The organism is Rhodanobacter soli, from assembly GCF_040548735.1.
In the GTDB taxonomy this organism is placed as follows: Bacteria; Pseudomonadota; Gammaproteobacteria; order Xanthomonadales; family Rhodanobacteraceae; genus Rhodanobacter; species Rhodanobacter soli_A.
In genome coordinates this window covers 644869-659978 of sequence record NZ_JBEPSD010000001.1, presented here as the reverse complement: position 1 = coordinate 659978, position 15110 = coordinate 644869, and the positions used below count along the sequence as shown (strand labels likewise).

The window sequence follows — 15110 nt, the reverse complement described above, 5'->3', positions numbered from 1 at the left end:
CCCAAGCTAGTGCCTTGCGGGCCGCTTGCGCAATCCTGCCGACCGGCATGGCGGCTGGCATTCGCTTGCAGCGCAAGACCATCGCAGTACCATCGGCCTGCAGACGAGCACAGGGGAGTGTCGATGACTACCGATTTCGGCAGGACTGCCAGCGATTACGCGCGCCATCGAGCGGGGTTTCCGGACGCCTTCTTCGAACGTCTGTTCGCCGACGGCAGCGTGCGCAAGGGTGACGTCGTTCTCGACCTGGGCACCGGCACCGGCACGGTCGCTCGTGGCCTGGCCGTGCGCGGCTGCGAGGTGACCGGGCTGGATCATTCCGCGCCGCTGCTGGCGCAGGCCGCGGAGATGGACCGGGCCGCCGGCGTGCAGGTGAAGCAGGTGCGTGCGCGGGTCGAGAACGCCGAGTTCGCCGCCGCCTCGTTCGACGCGATCACCGCCGGCCAGTGCTGGCACTGGTTCGACCGGCCGCGCACGGCGGCCCTGGTGCGCAAGTGGTTGCGGCCGGGCGGGCGGCTGCTGATCGCGCATTTCGACTGGGTGCCGCTGGCCGGCAACATGGTGCAGGACACCGAGCGGCTGATCCTGGCCTACAACCCGGCCTGGACGCTGCACAGCGGCAGCGGCCTGTATCCGGCGTGGCTGAAGGACGTGGCGGAAGCCGGCTTCGGCGACCTGCGCACGTACTCGTTCGACCTGGACGTGCCGTACAGCCACGTGGACTGGCGCGGCCGCATCCGTGCCAGCGCAGGCGTTGGAGCCACGCTGGACGAGGCGAAGGTGGTGCGCTTCGATGCCGAACTGGCCGACATGCTGGCCGCCCACCATGCAGCCGAGCCGATGGCGGTGCCGCATCGCGTGTGGGTATTGAGCGCGATCGCTCCCGGTCCGCTGGTCTGAGCGCTCAACCGATCAGCATGGCCCGGCCGACGCCGATGCAGGCCATCACCAGCAGCGCGGCCCAGCCGAGCATGCCGACCATATAGCCGGGGCCACGTTTGGCGGGATCCTGCAGGTAGGCCAGCGCGTACCACACGCGGCCGACGATCCAGACCAGCCCCGCCACGCCGGCCCAGCCGCTGAAGCCGTAGTTCGCCGCCAGCCACAGCGTGGGAAGGAACATCACCGTGCTTTCCAGGGTGTTCACCTGCACCCGGTAGGCGCGCTCGAACGCCGGGTCGCCGCTGGTGGCCGGTGCCTTGATGCCGTACTTGCCGCGGGCATGACCGACCGCCCACATGGTGCCGAACTGCAGCAGCACGGCGAGCAGGGTGACCAGGGCGGGCAGGTGGGTCATGCTGAAATCCTCACAAAAGGTCGCCTACTTTAGCGGCAGCGCGCGCCGTGGCGTGATCCCGGTCGACGCGCTATCGTCGCCACGCGGCACGGGGTGCGTGCATCGGTCAACAAGGGATTCCTATGGATTGGCGAAAAGGCGGCAGCAGCAGCAACGTCGAGGTCGACAGCGGTGGCGGTGGCGGTCCGCGTTTCGGTGGTGGTGGCCGCATGGGCCTGGGCGGCCTGGTCGTGCTGGCGCTGCTGGGCTGGATCTTCTTCAAGAACCCACTGGCGCTGCTGGACCAGAGCGGCACCCTGCCGGGCGCCCCGACGCACACCGGGCAGCCGGCCCAGGTCGATCCCGAGCAGCAGGCCTTCGTCAGCGCGATCCTGCACTCGACCGAGCAGAGCTGGGGCGCGATCTTCCAGGCGCATGGCTCGACCTATGTCGAGCCCAAGCTGCACCTGTTCAGCGGCGGCGTGAACACGGCCTGCGGCGGCGCCACCACGGCAGTGGGCCCGTTCTATTGCCCCGGCGACCAGAAGGTGTACCTGGACCTGGCGTTCTTCCAGCAACTGCAGGACGAACTGCATTCCTCCGGCGATTTCGCCCGCGCCTACGTGATCGCGCACGAGGTCGGCCATCACGTGCAGAAGCTGACCGGTGTATTCGACAAGGTCGACGAGGCGCGTCGCCGCGGTGCGCCGATGGACGGCGCCGACGGCCTGTCGGTGCGGCAGGAACTGCAGGCGGATTGCTACGCGGGCGTGTGGGCGAACCACAGCCAGCAGAGCCTGCAATGGCTGCAGCCGGGCGACATCGAGGAAGCCCTGAACGCAGCCAGCCACATCGGCGACGACGCCCTGCAACAGCAGGCGCAAGGCCGCGTGCGGCCGGACACGTTCACCCATGGCACCTCAGCGCAGCGGGTGAAGTGGTTCAAGGCCGGCTTCAGCAGCGGCGACGTTGCCCAGTGCAACACCTTCGCCGGCGAACCATGAGGACTCAAGCGGGCGGGACCGCCCGCTTTCAAAGCCTCCTCCCCTGCGGCGCAGGGGAGGGCAGGGAGGGGTAGCTCTCCGCCGCCGCTGCGCAGCGGACGCCCGCTGCTCTAGAATTCGCCTCCTGCGCGCCTCGGGGCGCCGCCGGTCGCTTCGATGGAACATCCCTGTTTGCGTTGCGGTGCCTGCTGCGCGTTCTTTCGCGTGGCGTTTCATTGGTCGGAGGCGGAAGCCTTCCTCGGCGGCAAGGTGCCGCCGGAGCTGACCGAAAAGCTCGACCCGCACCGCCTGGCGATGCGCGGCACCAACGCCGCGCAGCCGCGCTGCGTGGCCTTGCAAGGCGTGGTGGGCGAGGCGGCACATTGCGGCATCTACCCGCAGCGGCCGTCGGTATGCCGCGAGGTGCAGCCGTCGTGGGAGTTCGGCGCGATCAGCCCGCAGTGCGACAAGGCGCGCCTCGCGCACGGTATGCCGCTGCTGACGCCGGAGGACTGGCTCGACCCGTTCGACGCCGGCGAACCGCCGCTGCCGCAGAGCGCCTGATCGCCTCGTCCGAGAAAACAGCAAGAGAGATGCCCGCCACCGCCATGCGTGACGGGCATCCTGGATACCTGGGAGCCTTATTGGCAGCCAGGGAACTTGAACGACGCAATGCGCGTGTTCCAGTTGAACGAGCCGGTGTTTTTCAGGTACTCGGTGGTGTACCAGAAGGTGCAGTCATCGACTGGGTCGACGGTCATGGCGCTGTAGTCGCCCCAGCGCGCGAGGTTGTTGCCGCTCTGCGAGCCGGTGCCTTCGATGATGCTGTTCTCGGCCTCCAGCGTGTTCAGCGGGTCGCTGGCCAGACGGCCGGTGTAGCGGATCGCCGGGTGGATGGAGCTGTCCGAGACGCTGTAGCCGAGCGCCAGGTTGCCTTGCTTGTCCATCGCCACCGAGCCCATCCAGCGGTAACTGGTGTCCGGCGAGAAGGTGGACTGCTGGTACACCACCGGCGAGCCGGCAGGATTGCGGATCTCGTACCAGCGCACGCCGGTGTAGGGGTTGTTGTGCTTGGCGCCGACCTGCACCGAATGGTTGACCACCAGTGACTCGTGGTCGCCGAAGTTGCGGTAGGCCAGGCGGAACATCAGGCGATCGCCCAGCGAGTCCAGCTTTTGCCGCGTACCGTACTGCGGGATGCAGCTGCCGCCCCGGCAGGCGGTGGCGAAGGCGGCCACCGGAATGTTGATCGGGCCGCTCAGCGTGGTGTTGGCGCTGTTCGCCCAGTCCACATGGAACTTCCACAGGTTCAGCGAATTGCTGGTGAAGTTCAGCATGTAGTTCGGCGAGCCGGCCGGCGGCGCGGTGGCGCCGTCGAGATCCGCCGGCAGCACGCCGCCGTAGCTGGTGGACAACTGGAAGCACTGCTGGGTCGCCGCCTGGCCGCTCAACATCGCATTGCGGTCATAGGCGCACAGTTTGGCGCCCTGGAAGGTATTGGTGAACATGTTGAAGGTTTCGTAATAGGCATCCGGCCAGACGCCCATCTTCGGGTAATCGGGAAAGACGCTGCCGTAGGAGAAGGCATAGCGGTAGTACGCGCCGGTGGCGTCGCTGGTGGCCGACACGGCCACGCACTGGTAATACGGCGTGGCGCTGACGGCGAACTGCGAGACGACCCAGCGGTTGGCAGCCTTGTCATAGACCACCACGGCATCGCCATCGTTGTCGTTCTCGCAGGGGCCGCCGAAGCCGGACCACAGGGTGTTGCTCGGCACCGGACCGTAGATCACCGCCTTGCTGGCCTTGTCGAACACGGCGAAGCCGGTGTTGACGATCTGCAGGTACTGGGTCGCGCCTACCGCGCCGTTGGTGTCTGGCGGGGCACTGTTGACGTTGAACGTGCCCTGCGGGCCGCTGAAGCCCTGGCCGACGCCGTCGAAGCCGGCGCCCAGTGCGGGCGCGAACGCGCCGGTGACGGCGTGTTGCACGGCACCGTCAGCTTGGTTGCCCGGAGCTAGCGGCGGCAGCGGGTGCAGCGGATGGATGCGGGGGCTCCGGGAGAAATCTTCCGGGCGCGGCATCGTGCCGCGCAGGGAACGCAAGGTGTCGTGTTTCACGGCAGGTGTCACTTCCACGGCGGTGGCCGCGTTTTCAGCGAAGGCCTGGTTGCTTGCCGCCAGACCGAAAACGGCGCCCAGCGCGATGCTCAAGCCGGTCAAGTTTCGTGATGACATGGGTTCCCCTCCACGAGGTAATGGCATTGGAAAGGGTCGACGCGTGCGACTGGCGTTGCACAGCTTGGCGGCCAGGCACGACGGGGATCCGATAGCCGTTCCACCATCACGCGACGTCAGCATCGCGAGCCCCCCAGACTCCCAGGCGGAACGGCGGAGTCATAGCGCTTTGCCGGGAATTTTTCGTGAAGAGGCCGTCCGGCGCCTGACGGCGGGCAGCCGCTTATCCCGCGAACCGATAGATATCCATGGCCAGGAAGCCCATGTCGATGCCGGCGTCGATCCGCTGCGCATGGATGTCTGCGCCCGCCGCGCCGAGCGCCACGAACAGCGGCAGCAGGTGCTCGTCGGTGGGGTGTGCGCGTTCGGCGAACGGTGCCTGGCGGCGAGCCTGTGCTCGATCCATTCGATGAACGGCTTCACGTACGGTGCCTGCGCCGAACGACCGGCGTCGGCTTCTACCGGCCGGACATCGGCAGGCCGAGGCCCAGACGCAGCGGATCGAGCAGGGCGCCGTAGCGATCGGCACGCGCGGTGTTGTGTTGTAGCGGCTGGCGCACCTGGGTGGCGCTGGCGGTGCGCACGCTGCGTTTCGCATGGTGGTAGTCGAGGCAGGCGGGATCGAACGAGAGGTCGCAGAACGTCAGCAAGTTGCGGATCTCGCGTTCCGGCTCGACCAGCAGCGCTTCGTAGCGCTGGATGCGGATGCGCTGCGGGGCGGCTGCCTGCCACGCGCCCATGATCCGCTCGTAGTCGCGGATGTAGGCGGCGATGTCGGTGAGCGTGCAGGCGAAATGCGGCAACCGGTAGAACTGCTGCTTGTAGCAGGACCAGCCCGCTTCCAGTGCGTCGCGCCGGGCGTCGACGATGCGCGCGCCGGGCAGCATCGCGCCGAGCACGCCGCCGAGCAGCCAGTTCGACGGCAGCTTGTCGGTATGCCGCGGCTTGTGCCGGCGCCAGCGCGCGGTGAGTTCCAGGTAACGGCGCCCGAGCCGCTGCCAGTCGTCGGCCGTTGCCGCGGCGATCCACTGCAGCAGCGGCTGGCGACGGCGGGTGGATTCGTCGCCGAGCACCCGTTCCAGATCCGGCAATTCGCTGGCGCCTTCGACGTCGGGATGAGCGGCGAGGATCTGTTCGAACAGGGTGGAGCCGGAGCGCGGCAGGCCGACGATGAAGATCACTTCACGGCCCAGGGTCGGGTCCGCCGCTGCCGGCAGCCGGGCCGAAGCGGCGAACAGGGCATCGGCATGCGCATGGAACGCGTCGGCGTTCCATGGATGGAGCTGGCGCAGTTCGGCGTTGGCCTGGTTCAGTGCGGCGAAGGCCTGCTCGTAATGGCCCTGGTCTTCGCACACCTTGCCCAGCGCGAAACCCATCGCGATGCGGTCGGCGGCGCCGAATCCAGGCTGGCGCAAGGCTGTCGCCAGTTGCTCGCGGTCGTGCCCGGACAGCGGCCGCGTCTTCATGTTCGCCAGTCCGCGCCAGGCGTCGCCGCAGGCCGGATGCAGCGCCAGCGCGGCGCGGTAGTGCGCATCCGCTTCGTCGAAACGGCCGGCATGCACCAGTGCATCGCCGAGCAGGAGCAAGGCGGGCAAGAAGTCCGGCGCCAGCGCGTGCGCGTGCTGCAGGGCCTCGATCGCCGCTGCGGTATCGCCATGCAACTGCAGGTTGCGGCCGAGGTTGAACCACGGCATCGGCGCCTGCGGCGCCAGTGCGCAGGCCTGCCGCCAGCTGGCGAAGGCTGCGTCCAGTTCGCCGGCGGCCTGCTGCACGTTGCCCAGGTCGGAATGGGCAAGTACGTAGTCGGGCCATTGCGCGATGGCGTGTTGCAGTACCGCCTTCGCTTCGGCATGGCGGTGCGCGCGGGCGTGCAGGATGGCGTAGAGACGTAGCGCCTCGGGATGCCCCGGCGTCATCGCGAGGACGCCATCCAGCGCCTGCATGGCGACAGCCTCGGCACCGTCACGGATCGCATGTGCCGCCGCCTGCATTTGCCGCATGGCGGCTGGCGCGAGCCCGTCGAGCCGCGGCTCGGCGCCGCTGGGCGGACGGTGTTCGGCAGTGGGGCTGGGCATGCGGCGGGTTCGCGGCGGCGACGATCCCGCCGATGTTACGTCGTCGCGCCGTCGCTTATCGAGCGGCGCGACGCAGGGCGCTTACTTGCGCCGCGGCGGCTTGGCGCCGCCGGGCCGTGGCTTGAAGCTGCCGGGCTTCTTGAAACCGCCCGGCTTGTGCGCCGGCGGTGCGCTGGTGCCGGTGTCGCTGCCGTCCCACTCGTGGATGCGCAACTGCTGCTGCACCACCCACACCTTCTTCAGGTGCTCGAACACTTCCTTCGGCATGCCGTCGGGCAGGTCGATCAGACTGTAATGGTCGCGGATGCTGAGGCGGCCGATGAATTGGCTGTCCAGGCCGGCCTCGTTCGCGATCGCGCCGATGATGTTGCCCGGCTTGACGCCGTGCTCGTGACCGACCTCGACGCGATAGGTGCGCTTGCCTTCCTCGGTGGCGTGCGCGCGCACCGGGCGGTGGCCGAACTCGCGCGGCGGCGCGCTCTCGTGCGCGTGCGTCTTGTGTTCGCGCGGGGCACGGGCAGGCGTGCCTTCGCGCTCGCGCGGTTTGTGTTCGCGCGCGGCCGGCTCGTACTTCTCGCGCTTCGGCGGTGGCGCCAGCAGCAGCGGTTGGTCGCCCTGGGCGATGCGCGCCAGCGCGGCGGCGATCTCGACCGCCGGCACGTTGTGTTCCTGCTCGTACTGTTCGATCAACTGCTGGAACTGACCGAGGTCGCCCTGCGCCAGCATGTCGCTGATGCGCTGCTTGAACTTGCCGATGCGCACGTCGTTGACCACCTCGACCGACGGCAGCTGCATCTGCTCGATCGGTTGCTTGGTGGCGCGCTCGATCGCGTTGAGCATGCCGCGCTCGCGCGGGCTGACGAACAGGATCGCCTCGCCGCTGCGGCCGGCGCGACCGGTGCGGCCGATACGGTGCACGTAGCTTTCGGTGTCGTACGGAATGTCGTAGTTCAGCACGTGGCTGATCCGGTCCACGTCGAGGCCGCGCGCGGCCACGTCGGTAGCCACGAGAATGTCGAGCTTGCCGTCCTTCAGTTGCTGGATCACCCGCTCGCGCTGCGGCTGGGCGATGTCGCCGTTGATCGCGGCAGCGGCCAGGCCGCGCGCCTGCAGCTTGCCGGCCAGTTCGTCGGTGGCTTGCTTGGTGCGCGCGAAGATGATCATCGCGTCGAACGGTTCGGCTTCCAGGATGCGTGTCATCGCATCGAGCTTGTGCATGCCGCTGACGAACCAGTAGCGCTGGTGGATGTTCGGCGTGGTGGCGGCGGAGGACTTGATGATGACCTCGACCGGATCCTTCAGGTGCCGCTGCGCGATCTTGCGGATCACCGTGGGCATGGTCGCCGAGAACAGCGCGACCTGGCGCTGCGGCGGAGTCGCCTGCAGCACCTTCTCGACGTCGTCGATGAAGCCCATGCGAAGCATCTCGTCGGCCTCGTCCAACACCAGGTACTTCAGTTCGGACAGATCCAGCGTGCCCTTGTCCAGGTGATCGATCACGCGGCCGGGCGTGCCGACCACGACGTGCACGCCGCGCTTCAGCGAGTGCAGCTGCGGGCCGTAGCTCTGGCCGCCGTAGATCGGCAGCACCTGGAAGCCGGGGATGTGCGCGGCGTAGCGCTGGAACGCCTCGGCCACCTGGATCGCCAGTTCGCGCGTGGGCGCCAGCACCAGCGCCTGCGGCTTGCCGGCGCGCGGGCTGATCCGCGACAGGATCGGCAGTGCGAACGCGGCGGTCTTGCCGGTGCCGGTCTGTGCCTGGCCCAGCACGTCGCGGCCCTCCAGCAGCGGCGGGATGGTGGCGGCCTGGATCGGCGAGGGCGATTCGTAGCCGACATCGGCCAGTACGCGCAGAACGTCGGGATGCAGCGCGAGTGCGCCAAAACCGGACGGAACCGGGGCGTGGTCGGAGACGGGGGATGACATGGGAACCTCGGAACAGAAGGCAGCGCCGGGAATGCGACGCGCAGATCGTGCATTCTACCAGTCTCCACGCTTGCGCGTGGCAGTTCTTGCTGAACGCGAAAGTGCTGGCCGTGCGGTTATCCTTCGCGCTGCCTTGCCAAAGGGCCGAGGACCACGATGGGCATGCTCGAAACGATCTCCGAACAGCGCCTGCACGGCGGCGTCCAGGGCGTCTACCGCCACCACTCGGAGGCCTGCGCCGGCCCCATGCGCTTTGCCGTCTACCAGCCGCCGCAGGCCACCCGGCAGCTGTGCCCGGTGCTGTATTTCCTGGCCGGGCTGACCTGTACCGAGGAAACCGCCACGATCAAGGCGGGCGCGCAGCGGCTGGCAGCCGAGCTGGGCCTGGTGCTGGTGATGCCCGACACCAGCCCGCGCGGCACCGGCATCGACGGCGCCACCGGCGACTGGGAGTTCGGCGAAGGCGCGGGCTTCTACGTCGACGCCACGGCGGCGCCGTGGTCGACGCATTTCCGCATGCAGCGCTATGTGGCGGACGAATTGCCCGCGCTGATCGCCGCGCAGTTTCCGGTGGACACGGCACTCAGCGGCCTCTGCGGCCACTCGATGGGCGGCCATGGCGCGTTGACCCTCGCCCTGAAATACCCGCAACGCTACCGCTCGGTGTCGGCGTTCGCGCCGATCGTGGCGCCCAGCCAGGTGCCGTGGGGCAGGAAGGCGCTGCCGCGTTATCTCGGCGACGACCCAGCGGCCTGGGCCGACTACGATGCCTGCGAACTGGTGCGGCGGCAGACCTTCGGCGGCACGATCCTGATCGACCAGGGCGAGGCCGACCCGTTCCTCGAAGCCCAGTTGAAACCCGAATTGTTCGACCAGGCCTGCGCCGAGGCGGGGCAGCCGCTGCTGCTGCGCCGGCATGCCGGCTACGACCACAGCTACTGGTTCATCACCAGCTTCATCGACGATCACCTGCGCCATCACGCGGCGGCATTGGGGCTGTCATGAGCGTGTCGGCAGTGCTGCAGACTGCGCGTACCCGCATCCGTTTGCCCGAACCTTCCGATGCGCCGAAATTGCTGCGCTTCCGCGTGGACAATCGCGCTCATCTGGCGCCGTGGGAACCCTTGCGCGAGGACAGTTACTACACGCTGGAACATTGCGCGCAGGCGATTGCGGATGGACAGGCGGCTGCGCGTCTCGATCGTGGCTATCCGCTCATCGTGTTCAGCCCGGACGGTGAGGATGTCCTCGCCAGCTTCACCCTGTCCAACGTAGTGCGCGGACCGTTCCAGGCATGCCTGCTCGGCTACAGCGTCAGCGCTGGCCTGCAGGGGCTGGGACTGATGCACGAAGCACTGGAAGCCGGGCTGGCATGGGCGTTCGGTGAGCTGGGCCTGCATCGCGTGATGGCGAATTACCTGCCGCGCAACGAGCGCAGCGCGCGGTTGCTGGAGCGGCTTGGCTTCGAGCGTGAAGGTTATGCGCGGGAGTATTTGCGAATTGCGGGACGCTGGGAGGACCACGTACTCACGGCGAAAATCCGCACCGGCGATTGAGCGATCCGTGGCCTTTCAAAACGAACGTGGCGGCCATCAGGCCGCCACGTTCAGTGTCACTCAAGCTTGTCTTGCTCAGGCCTTGGCGGCCGGACGATGGTTCGAACGGCGGCGCTGGTTGCCGGCGGCATGATCGCTGCGGCCCTGCGGCGCATAACCGTTCGGCCGTGCCGCGCCGGCGGTCTTGCCCTGTCGCGGCGCACGCGGCTGGCGCTGACCGCCGCCGCCTTGCTTCGGACGCGGTGCACCGGCATCCACGCGCAGCGGGGCGGATGGCTCGTAACCGGTGATCGGCGTGATTGCGATGTCCTGCTTCAGCAGCTTGCGGATGTCGAACAGCAGGCCGGACTCGTCGTGGCTGACCAGCGAGACGGCGAGACCTTCCATGCCGGCGCGACCGGTGCGGCCGATGCGGTGCACGTAGTCTTCGGCTACCGATGGCAGGTCGAAGTTGATCACGATCGGCAGCTGTTCGATGTCGATGCCGCGCGCGGCGATGTCGGTGGCCACCAGCACGGTGACGCGGCCGCTCTTGAAATCGCTGAGGGCGCGGGTACGCGCGTTCTGGCTCTTGTTGCCGTGGATCGCGGCGCTGCGCAGGCCCGACGCGTTGAGGTAGGTGACCAGTTTGTCGGCACCGTGCTTGGTGCGGCTGAACACCAGCGACTGCCGGCGGCTGTCGGCCGACAGCAGGTGCAGCAGCAGGTCGCGCTTGCGCGAAGCGTCGACCGGATGCACCTGGTGGCTGACCAGGGTCGTCACGGTGTTCGGCGCGGAGACCGAGATCTCGCGAGGGTTGTGCATGAAGTCCATCGCCAGCGCCTTGATCGCCGGCGCGAAGGTGGCCGAGAACAGCAGGGTCTGGCGCTTCTTCGGCAGCGCGACGAGGATGCGCTTCAGTGCCGGTAGGAAGCCCATGTCGAGCATGCGGTCGGCTTCGTCCAGCACCAGCGTTTCCACCGCGGATAGGTCCAGCGTGCGCTGCTGCATGTGGTCCATCAACCGGCCGGGGGTGGCGATGACGACGTCCACGCCGCGGCGCAGCGCGTTGATCTGCGGGCCCATGCTGACGCCGCCGAAGATGGTGGTGGCGCTGACATTGACGTGCTTGCCGTAGTCGCGCAGGTTTTCATGCACCTGGGCAGCCAGCTCGCGGGTCGGGGTCAGCACCAGTGCGCGCGGGCGGCGGGTCATGGTCTGCCCGCTGGTCGACAGCTTCTGCAGCAACGGCAGCGCGAACGCGGCGGTCTTGCCGGTGCCGGTCTGGGCGGCGGCGAGCAGGTCGTGACCTTCCAGTGCGGGCGGAATGGCGGCGGACTGGATCGGGGTGGGCTGCGTGTAGCCGTAATCGGCAAGCGCGCGCAGCAACGCGGGCGCAAGGCCCAGCGAATCAAAAGACATGTAACACTCCTGAGCAACCCGGAGTGTTCATACCGTGTTGCAGACTAAGGGGAAGGGGCGACGGTGTGTCGCAGCACTCGTGGGGACGAATGTGTGGCGGAGTATAGCCGATCCGTCATCGCCGCGCGCGTCTGCGTGGGATCAAGCTGAACGGCGTGCCGCGATCGTCTCAGCGATGCGGCCGCGCCACGATCAGGTAACTGTTGAACGGCGTGCGTCCGCGCAGCGGTTCGATGTGCACGCGGAGCCCGGCATCCTGCAGCGGCGCGCGCAATTCGCCGGCGCTCGGATAGTGTTGCGCGCCGCCGGGAATCCAGCCGGAGGTGCGCAGGAAAAACTCCTCGACGCGCGTGGCGTGGAAGCGCCAGTTCGGCTCGCGCAGCACGTTGCGGATGATCAGGCAGCCATCGGGAGCCAGGTGCCGGGCAGCTTCCTGCAGCAGGGTGGGCTGGCGTTCGGCGGGCAGGTAGTGCAGTACGTCGAGCAGCGCGACATGGCCATGCGTCGGTGGCAGTTCGGCCACGTCGGCATGCCGCAGGCTCATCAGCGCACCGAGTCCGGCGCGCTGCACGGCCTGTTGCCCGGCGGCGATCTTGCGCGCGTCGTGATCCACGCCGAGGTAGGGCCGGGCATGGCCCAGCGCGTGCAGGTACAGCCCGAGCAGGCCGATGCCGCAGCCGATGTCGAGCAGGGGCAGCGCCGTGCCGGCGACCAGCGTGGCAGTGGCCGCATAGACCGGGTCGCCGGCCAGCTTGCCCCGGACGTAGCCGCGTTGCAGGTGGTTGTCGTACAGGTGGGCGATGCGCTGGCGGCTGCGGCGGTCCATCCGGATCCCGGTTTTCGTCGATGGCGGCAGCCTAGGCCATTGGGTGCACGAGTACCATCGTCGCCGGCGCGCCGTGTGCGTGAAGTTCCGTTCGAGGAGAGACCAATGTCGCTGCTTGCACCCTTGCGTGAACTCGATACTGTCCAGCGGCACACGGTGCTGGCCAGTTTCCTGGGCTGGACACTGGATGCGTTCGACTATTTCCTGCTGACCTTCGTCATCGTCACGGTGGCGAAGGAGTTCGACGTGGGTACGGCGCAGATCACCTACGCGCTGTTCCTGACCCTGGCGGCGCGGCCCTTGGGTGCGCTGCTGTTCGGGCGGCTGGCCGATCGCTTCGGGCGGCGGCCGATCCTGATGCTCGACGTGATCCTGTTCTCGTTGTTCGAATGCGCCACGGCATTTGCCTCGTCGCTGACCGCATTGCTGGTGCTGCGTTTTTTGTTCGGCGTCGCGATGGGCGGCGAATGGGGTATCGGCGCGTCGCTGGCGATGGAGTCGATACCGGCGAAAGCCCGCGGCGCGGTGTCGGGCTTGCTGCAAAGCGGCTACCCGTGCGGCTTCTTCCTCGCCGCGCTGGCGAATTGGCTGCTGGTCGACCACATCGGCTGGCGTGGCCTGTTCGTGGTCGGCGCGATCCCGGCCTTGCTGGTGCTGTACATCCGCCGCAAGGTGCCGGAGTCGGCGGTCTGGAAGGAAGGCGCGCAGGCGGCGAAGCGGCCCGGTCTGTTCGAGGCCATGCGCGGGCACTGGAAGCTGGCGATCTACCTGATGCTGCTGATGATGGCGTTCAACATGTTCAGCCACGGCTCGCAGGACATGTACCACACCTTCGAGGAGGTGAACCTGCACTTGCCCACCGGCTCTGCCGTGGCCTTCGTGCTGGTGGCATTGCTGAATCTCGGTGCGCTGGTGGGCGGCCTGTACTTCGGTGCCTTGTCCGAGCGCATCGGCCGGCGCAAGGCGATGATGATCGCCGCGCTGCTGGCGATACCGGTGATTCCGCTGTGGATGTACGGCGGCTCGCTGATCCTGCTGGGGTTGGGCGCGTTCCTGATCCAGGTGATGGTGCAGGGCGCCTGGGGCGTGGTGCCGACGCATCTGAACGAGTTGTCGCCGGCCGCGGTGCGCGGCACCTTGCCGGGGTTTGCCTACCAGATGGGCAACCTGCTGGCGGCGGTCACCGCCACCGCGCAAACCTGGCTGGCGCAGCGGCACGGCGGCGATTTCGCGTTCGCGATGGCGCTGTGGATGGTGCTGGTGGCGCTGCTGCTGGCGTTGCTGCTGTGGCTGGGGCCGGAGGCGCGTGGCGTGGGCTTCGGCCATCGCGAGTCCTAGCCTGTCGGGCTACTGCTAGAATCCGCCGTTTGATCCCACCGACGAGACAGGCAATGAAGGCTGGCAAGGACAAGGTCATCGCAATCCACTACACGCTGACGGTGGATGGCGAAAAGGTTGAGAGCTCGCACGATCGCGACGAGCAGCTGTGGATCCTGCTTGGCCACGGCCAGCTGATCCCGGGCCTGGAAGCGGCGCTGGAAGGCCACGAGGCCGGCGAGACGCTGAGCGTGGACGTGGCGCCGGCCGATGGCTACGGCGAGCGCGAGGAAGGCCAGATCCAGCGCATGTCGAAGAAGTATTTCCCGCAGGCGAACCGGCTCAAGCCCGGCATGACCACCGTGCTGCAGCTGAAGCAGGGCGGCCAGCGCGCGGTGACCGTGCACAAGGTCGGCATGAGCGCGATCGACGTGGACCTGAACCACCCGATGGCCGGCAAGACCCTGCACTTCGACGTGGCCCTCGGCGAAGTGCGCGACGCCACCGAGGAAGAGATCGCCCACGGCCACGCCCACGCGCCAGGCAGTGCAGAGCACTGACTGGCAAGTCGAAAGTCAGAGCAAAACGGCGCCCTCGGGCGCCGTTTTTCGTTTGCCCTCTCCCCCGTGGGGGAGAGTTGGAGAGGGGAGCTCCGGCTTACCGCAAGCCCAGCTTTTCATCCAGCCCGGATGATCAATCCAGCACCCGCCTCCCATAGGCAAAATGATCTCCCCAATACGGCCCGTCGATATCGTCCAGCCGCACCGTGCCGCCGCTGTTCGGCGCGTGCACGAAACGCCCCTTGCCGACGTACACGCCGACGTGGCTGATCGCGCCGCCGATGTCGAAGAACACCAGGTCACCACTGGCCAGCTGGGTCATCTTGCGCACCTTGCGGGCGTCCATCGCGGCCATGTCGTGCGAGGTGCGCGGCAGCCTGATGCCGGCGGCGGTGCGATAGATGTAGTCGATCAGGCCGCTGCAGTCGAAGCCGCCGGCGGGGGTATTGCCGCCCCAGCGGTATGGCGTGCCGACCAGTCCGATCGCGCGGAACAGGATGTCGTTCGCCTCCCCGGCACTGGCGGCCGAAGGTGCGCGCGGCGGCAGGTCGGCCAGCGCCGAGTGCGAGGTCTTGTAAGTGGGCTGGCGCCGTTGCGGACTGCTGGCGCACGCGGCCAGCAAGGCGATCGCAGAGAAAAGCAGCGCCCCGCGCGCGACCCGCGGTAACGATAACGACAGGGTGCATTGGGCGACGGGCTGCGGACTCACGAGACAACCTCGGCTGGGGCGTACCGAGGTTATCAATTCAATAATTCATATGCAAATCAATGCATTTTTTTGCATTTTCAATTCAGTTTCTCAACTTGATCGCTGCTGGCCCCATGCGGAAGCGGCGTCAGGTCGAATTTGACCGGCACGCGCGCGTAGCCGTCGATCGGCTTCCCGCCCTTCATCTGCGGATTGAAGTGCCATCGCCTTGCCGCATCACTGGCGGCGGCGATCAGGTCGGCAG

15 protein-coding genes and 1 pseudogene are annotated in these 15110 nt (G+C 67.7%); 7 read left to right on the top strand and 9 right to left on the bottom strand.

From position 1 onward, the window contains the following. The first annotated feature begins 123 nt into the window (after positions 1–123). The gene (locus tag ABIE04_RS03080) at positions 124–900 is read left to right on the top strand and encodes a class I SAM-dependent methyltransferase (RefSeq protein WP_354547106.1); all 777 of its coding nucleotides are present in this window, start codon (positions 124–126) and stop codon (positions 898–900) included. Between the two features lie 4 nt (positions 901–904). Here ABIE04_RS03080 and ABIE04_RS03075 read toward each other — a convergent pair whose 3' ends face one another. Next, a complete protein-coding gene (locus ABIE04_RS03075) occupies positions 905–1297 on the bottom strand; it encodes an MAPEG family protein (protein ID WP_354547105.1) in 393 nt (130 codons plus the stop codon). Between the two features lie 122 nt (positions 1298–1419). Between ABIE04_RS03075 and ypfJ the strand changes: the two genes are divergently transcribed. Both ypfJ and ABIE04_RS03065 read left to right on the top strand, forming a co-directional pair. Next, entirely contained in the window at positions 1420–2280 is an 861-nt protein-coding gene (gene ypfJ, locus ABIE04_RS03070; protein WP_354547104.1) for a KPN_02809 family neutral zinc metallopeptidase, read from the top strand. Between the two features lie 156 nt (positions 2281–2436). Continuing rightward, entirely contained in the window at positions 2437–2823 is a 387-nt protein-coding gene (locus tag ABIE04_RS03065; protein WP_354547103.1) for a YkgJ family cysteine cluster protein, read from the top strand. 77 nt (positions 2824–2900) lie between these two features. Here the strand turns inward: ABIE04_RS03065 and ABIE04_RS03060 are convergent, their stop codons facing one another. The 4 genes and pseudogenes from ABIE04_RS03060 to ABIE04_RS03045 form a co-directional block, all read right to left on the bottom strand. Continuing rightward, a complete protein-coding gene (locus tag ABIE04_RS03060) occupies positions 2901–4496 on the bottom strand; it encodes a hypothetical protein (protein ID WP_354547102.1) in 1596 nt (531 codons plus the stop codon). 223 nt (positions 4497–4719) lie between these two features. Next, a pseudogene (locus tag ABIE04_RS03055) lies at positions 4720–4931 on the bottom strand (dioxygenase); the annotation flags it as partial. A 23-nt stretch (positions 4932–4954) separates the two neighbouring features. Further along, positions 4955–6571 (bottom strand): sulfotransferase, encoded by a 1617-nt coding sequence (locus ABIE04_RS03050; protein WP_354547101.1) that lies wholly within the window; start codon positions 6569–6571, stop codon positions 4955–4957. 81 nt (positions 6572–6652) lie between these two features. Continuing rightward, the gene (locus ABIE04_RS03045) at positions 6653–8497 is read right to left on the bottom strand and encodes a DEAD/DEAH box helicase (protein WP_354547100.1); all 1845 of its coding nucleotides are present in this window, start codon (positions 8495–8497) and stop codon (positions 6653–6655) included. Positions 8498–8653: 156 nt separating this feature from the next. Between ABIE04_RS03045 and fghA the strand changes: the two genes are divergently transcribed. Next, positions 8654–9502: an S-formylglutathione hydrolase gene (fghA, locus tag ABIE04_RS03040; RefSeq protein WP_354547099.1), complete on the top strand. Its 849-nt coding sequence runs from the start codon at positions 8654–8656 to the stop codon at positions 9500–9502. After that, positions 9499–10053, top strand: coding sequence for a GNAT family N-acetyltransferase (locus ABIE04_RS03035; protein ID WP_354547098.1), 555 nt, complete (start codon positions 9499–9501; stop codon positions 10051–10053). The genes fghA and ABIE04_RS03035 overlap by 4 nt, the downstream gene beginning before the upstream one ends. 75 nt (positions 10054–10128) lie before the next feature. Here ABIE04_RS03035 and ABIE04_RS03030 read toward each other — a convergent pair whose 3' ends face one another. Continuing rightward, the gene (locus ABIE04_RS03030; protein ID WP_354547097.1) at positions 10129–11454 is read right to left on the bottom strand and encodes a DEAD/DEAH box helicase; all 1326 of its coding nucleotides are present in this window, start codon (positions 11452–11454) and stop codon (positions 10129–10131) included. 169 nt (positions 11455–11623) lie between these two features. Beyond that, complete coding sequence (locus tag ABIE04_RS03025; RefSeq protein ID WP_354547096.1) at positions 11624–12280, bottom strand: class I SAM-dependent methyltransferase; 657 nt, start codon at positions 12278–12280, stop codon at positions 11624–11626. Positions 12281–12385: 105 nt separating this feature from the next. Between ABIE04_RS03025 and ABIE04_RS03020 the strand changes: the two genes are divergently transcribed. Both ABIE04_RS03020 and ABIE04_RS03015 read left to right on the top strand, forming a co-directional pair. Then, positions 12386–13618, top strand: coding sequence for an MFS transporter (locus ABIE04_RS03020; RefSeq protein ID WP_354547095.1), 1233 nt, complete (start codon positions 12386–12388; stop codon positions 13616–13618). A 53-nt stretch (positions 13619–13671) separates the two neighbouring features. Further along, a complete protein-coding gene (locus tag ABIE04_RS03015) occupies positions 13672–14157 on the top strand; it encodes an FKBP-type peptidyl-prolyl cis-trans isomerase (protein ID WP_354547094.1) in 486 nt (161 codons plus the stop codon). 133 nt (positions 14158–14290) lie between these two features. Here ABIE04_RS03015 and ABIE04_RS03010 read toward each other — a convergent pair whose 3' ends face one another. After that, positions 14291–14866, bottom strand: coding sequence for a C40 family peptidase (locus ABIE04_RS03010; RefSeq protein ID WP_436410348.1), 576 nt, complete (start codon positions 14864–14866; stop codon positions 14291–14293). Between the two features lie 77 nt (positions 14867–14943). Then, positions 14944–15099 (bottom strand): energy transducer TonB, encoded by a 156-nt coding sequence (locus tag ABIE04_RS03005; protein ID WP_354549761.1) that lies wholly within the window; start codon positions 15097–15099, stop codon positions 14944–14946. Positions 15100–15110 lie beyond the last annotated feature (11 nt).

Excerpts from the sequence above, each read along its gene's own strand:
- ABIE04_RS03080 (WP_354547106.1), top strand. The coding sequence starts at position 124 with ATGACTACCGATTTCGGCAGGACTGCCAGCGATTACGCGCGCCATCGA.
- ABIE04_RS03075 (WP_354547105.1), bottom strand. The coding sequence starts at position 1,297 with ATGACCCACCTGCCCGCCCTGGTCACCCTGCTCGCCGTGCTGCTGCAG.
- ypfJ (WP_354547104.1), top strand. The coding sequence starts at position 1,420 with ATGGATTGGCGAAAAGGCGGCAGCAGCAGCAACGTCGAGGTCGACAGC.
- ABIE04_RS03065 (WP_354547103.1), top strand. The coding sequence starts at position 2,437 with ATGGAACATCCCTGTTTGCGTTGCGGTGCCTGCTGCGCGTTCTTTCGC.
- ABIE04_RS03060 (WP_354547102.1), bottom strand. The coding sequence starts at position 4,496 with ATGTCATCACGAAACTTGACCGGCTTGAGCATCGCGCTGGGCGCCGTT.
- ABIE04_RS03050 (WP_354547101.1), bottom strand. The coding sequence starts at position 6,571 with ATGCCCAGCCCCACTGCCGAACACCGTCCGCCCAGCGGCGCCGAGCCG.
- ABIE04_RS03045 (WP_354547100.1), bottom strand. The coding sequence starts at position 8,497 with ATGTCATCCCCCGTCTCCGACCACGCCCCGGTTCCGTCCGGTTTTGGC.
- fghA (WP_354547099.1), top strand. The coding sequence starts at position 8,654 with ATGGGCATGCTCGAAACGATCTCCGAACAGCGCCTGCACGGCGGCGTC.
- ABIE04_RS03035 (WP_354547098.1), top strand. The coding sequence starts at position 9,499 with ATGAGCGTGTCGGCAGTGCTGCAGACTGCGCGTACCCGCATCCGTTTG.
- ABIE04_RS03030 (WP_354547097.1), bottom strand. The coding sequence starts at position 11,454 with ATGTCTTTTGATTCGCTGGGCCTTGCGCCCGCGTTGCTGCGCGCGCTT.
- ABIE04_RS03025 (WP_354547096.1), bottom strand. The coding sequence starts at position 12,280 with ATGGACCGCCGCAGCCGCCAGCGCATCGCCCACCTGTACGACAACCAC.
- ABIE04_RS03020 (WP_354547095.1), top strand. The coding sequence starts at position 12,386 with ATGTCGCTGCTTGCACCCTTGCGTGAACTCGATACTGTCCAGCGGCAC.
- ABIE04_RS03015 (WP_354547094.1), top strand. The coding sequence starts at position 13,672 with ATGAAGGCTGGCAAGGACAAGGTCATCGCAATCCACTACACGCTGACG.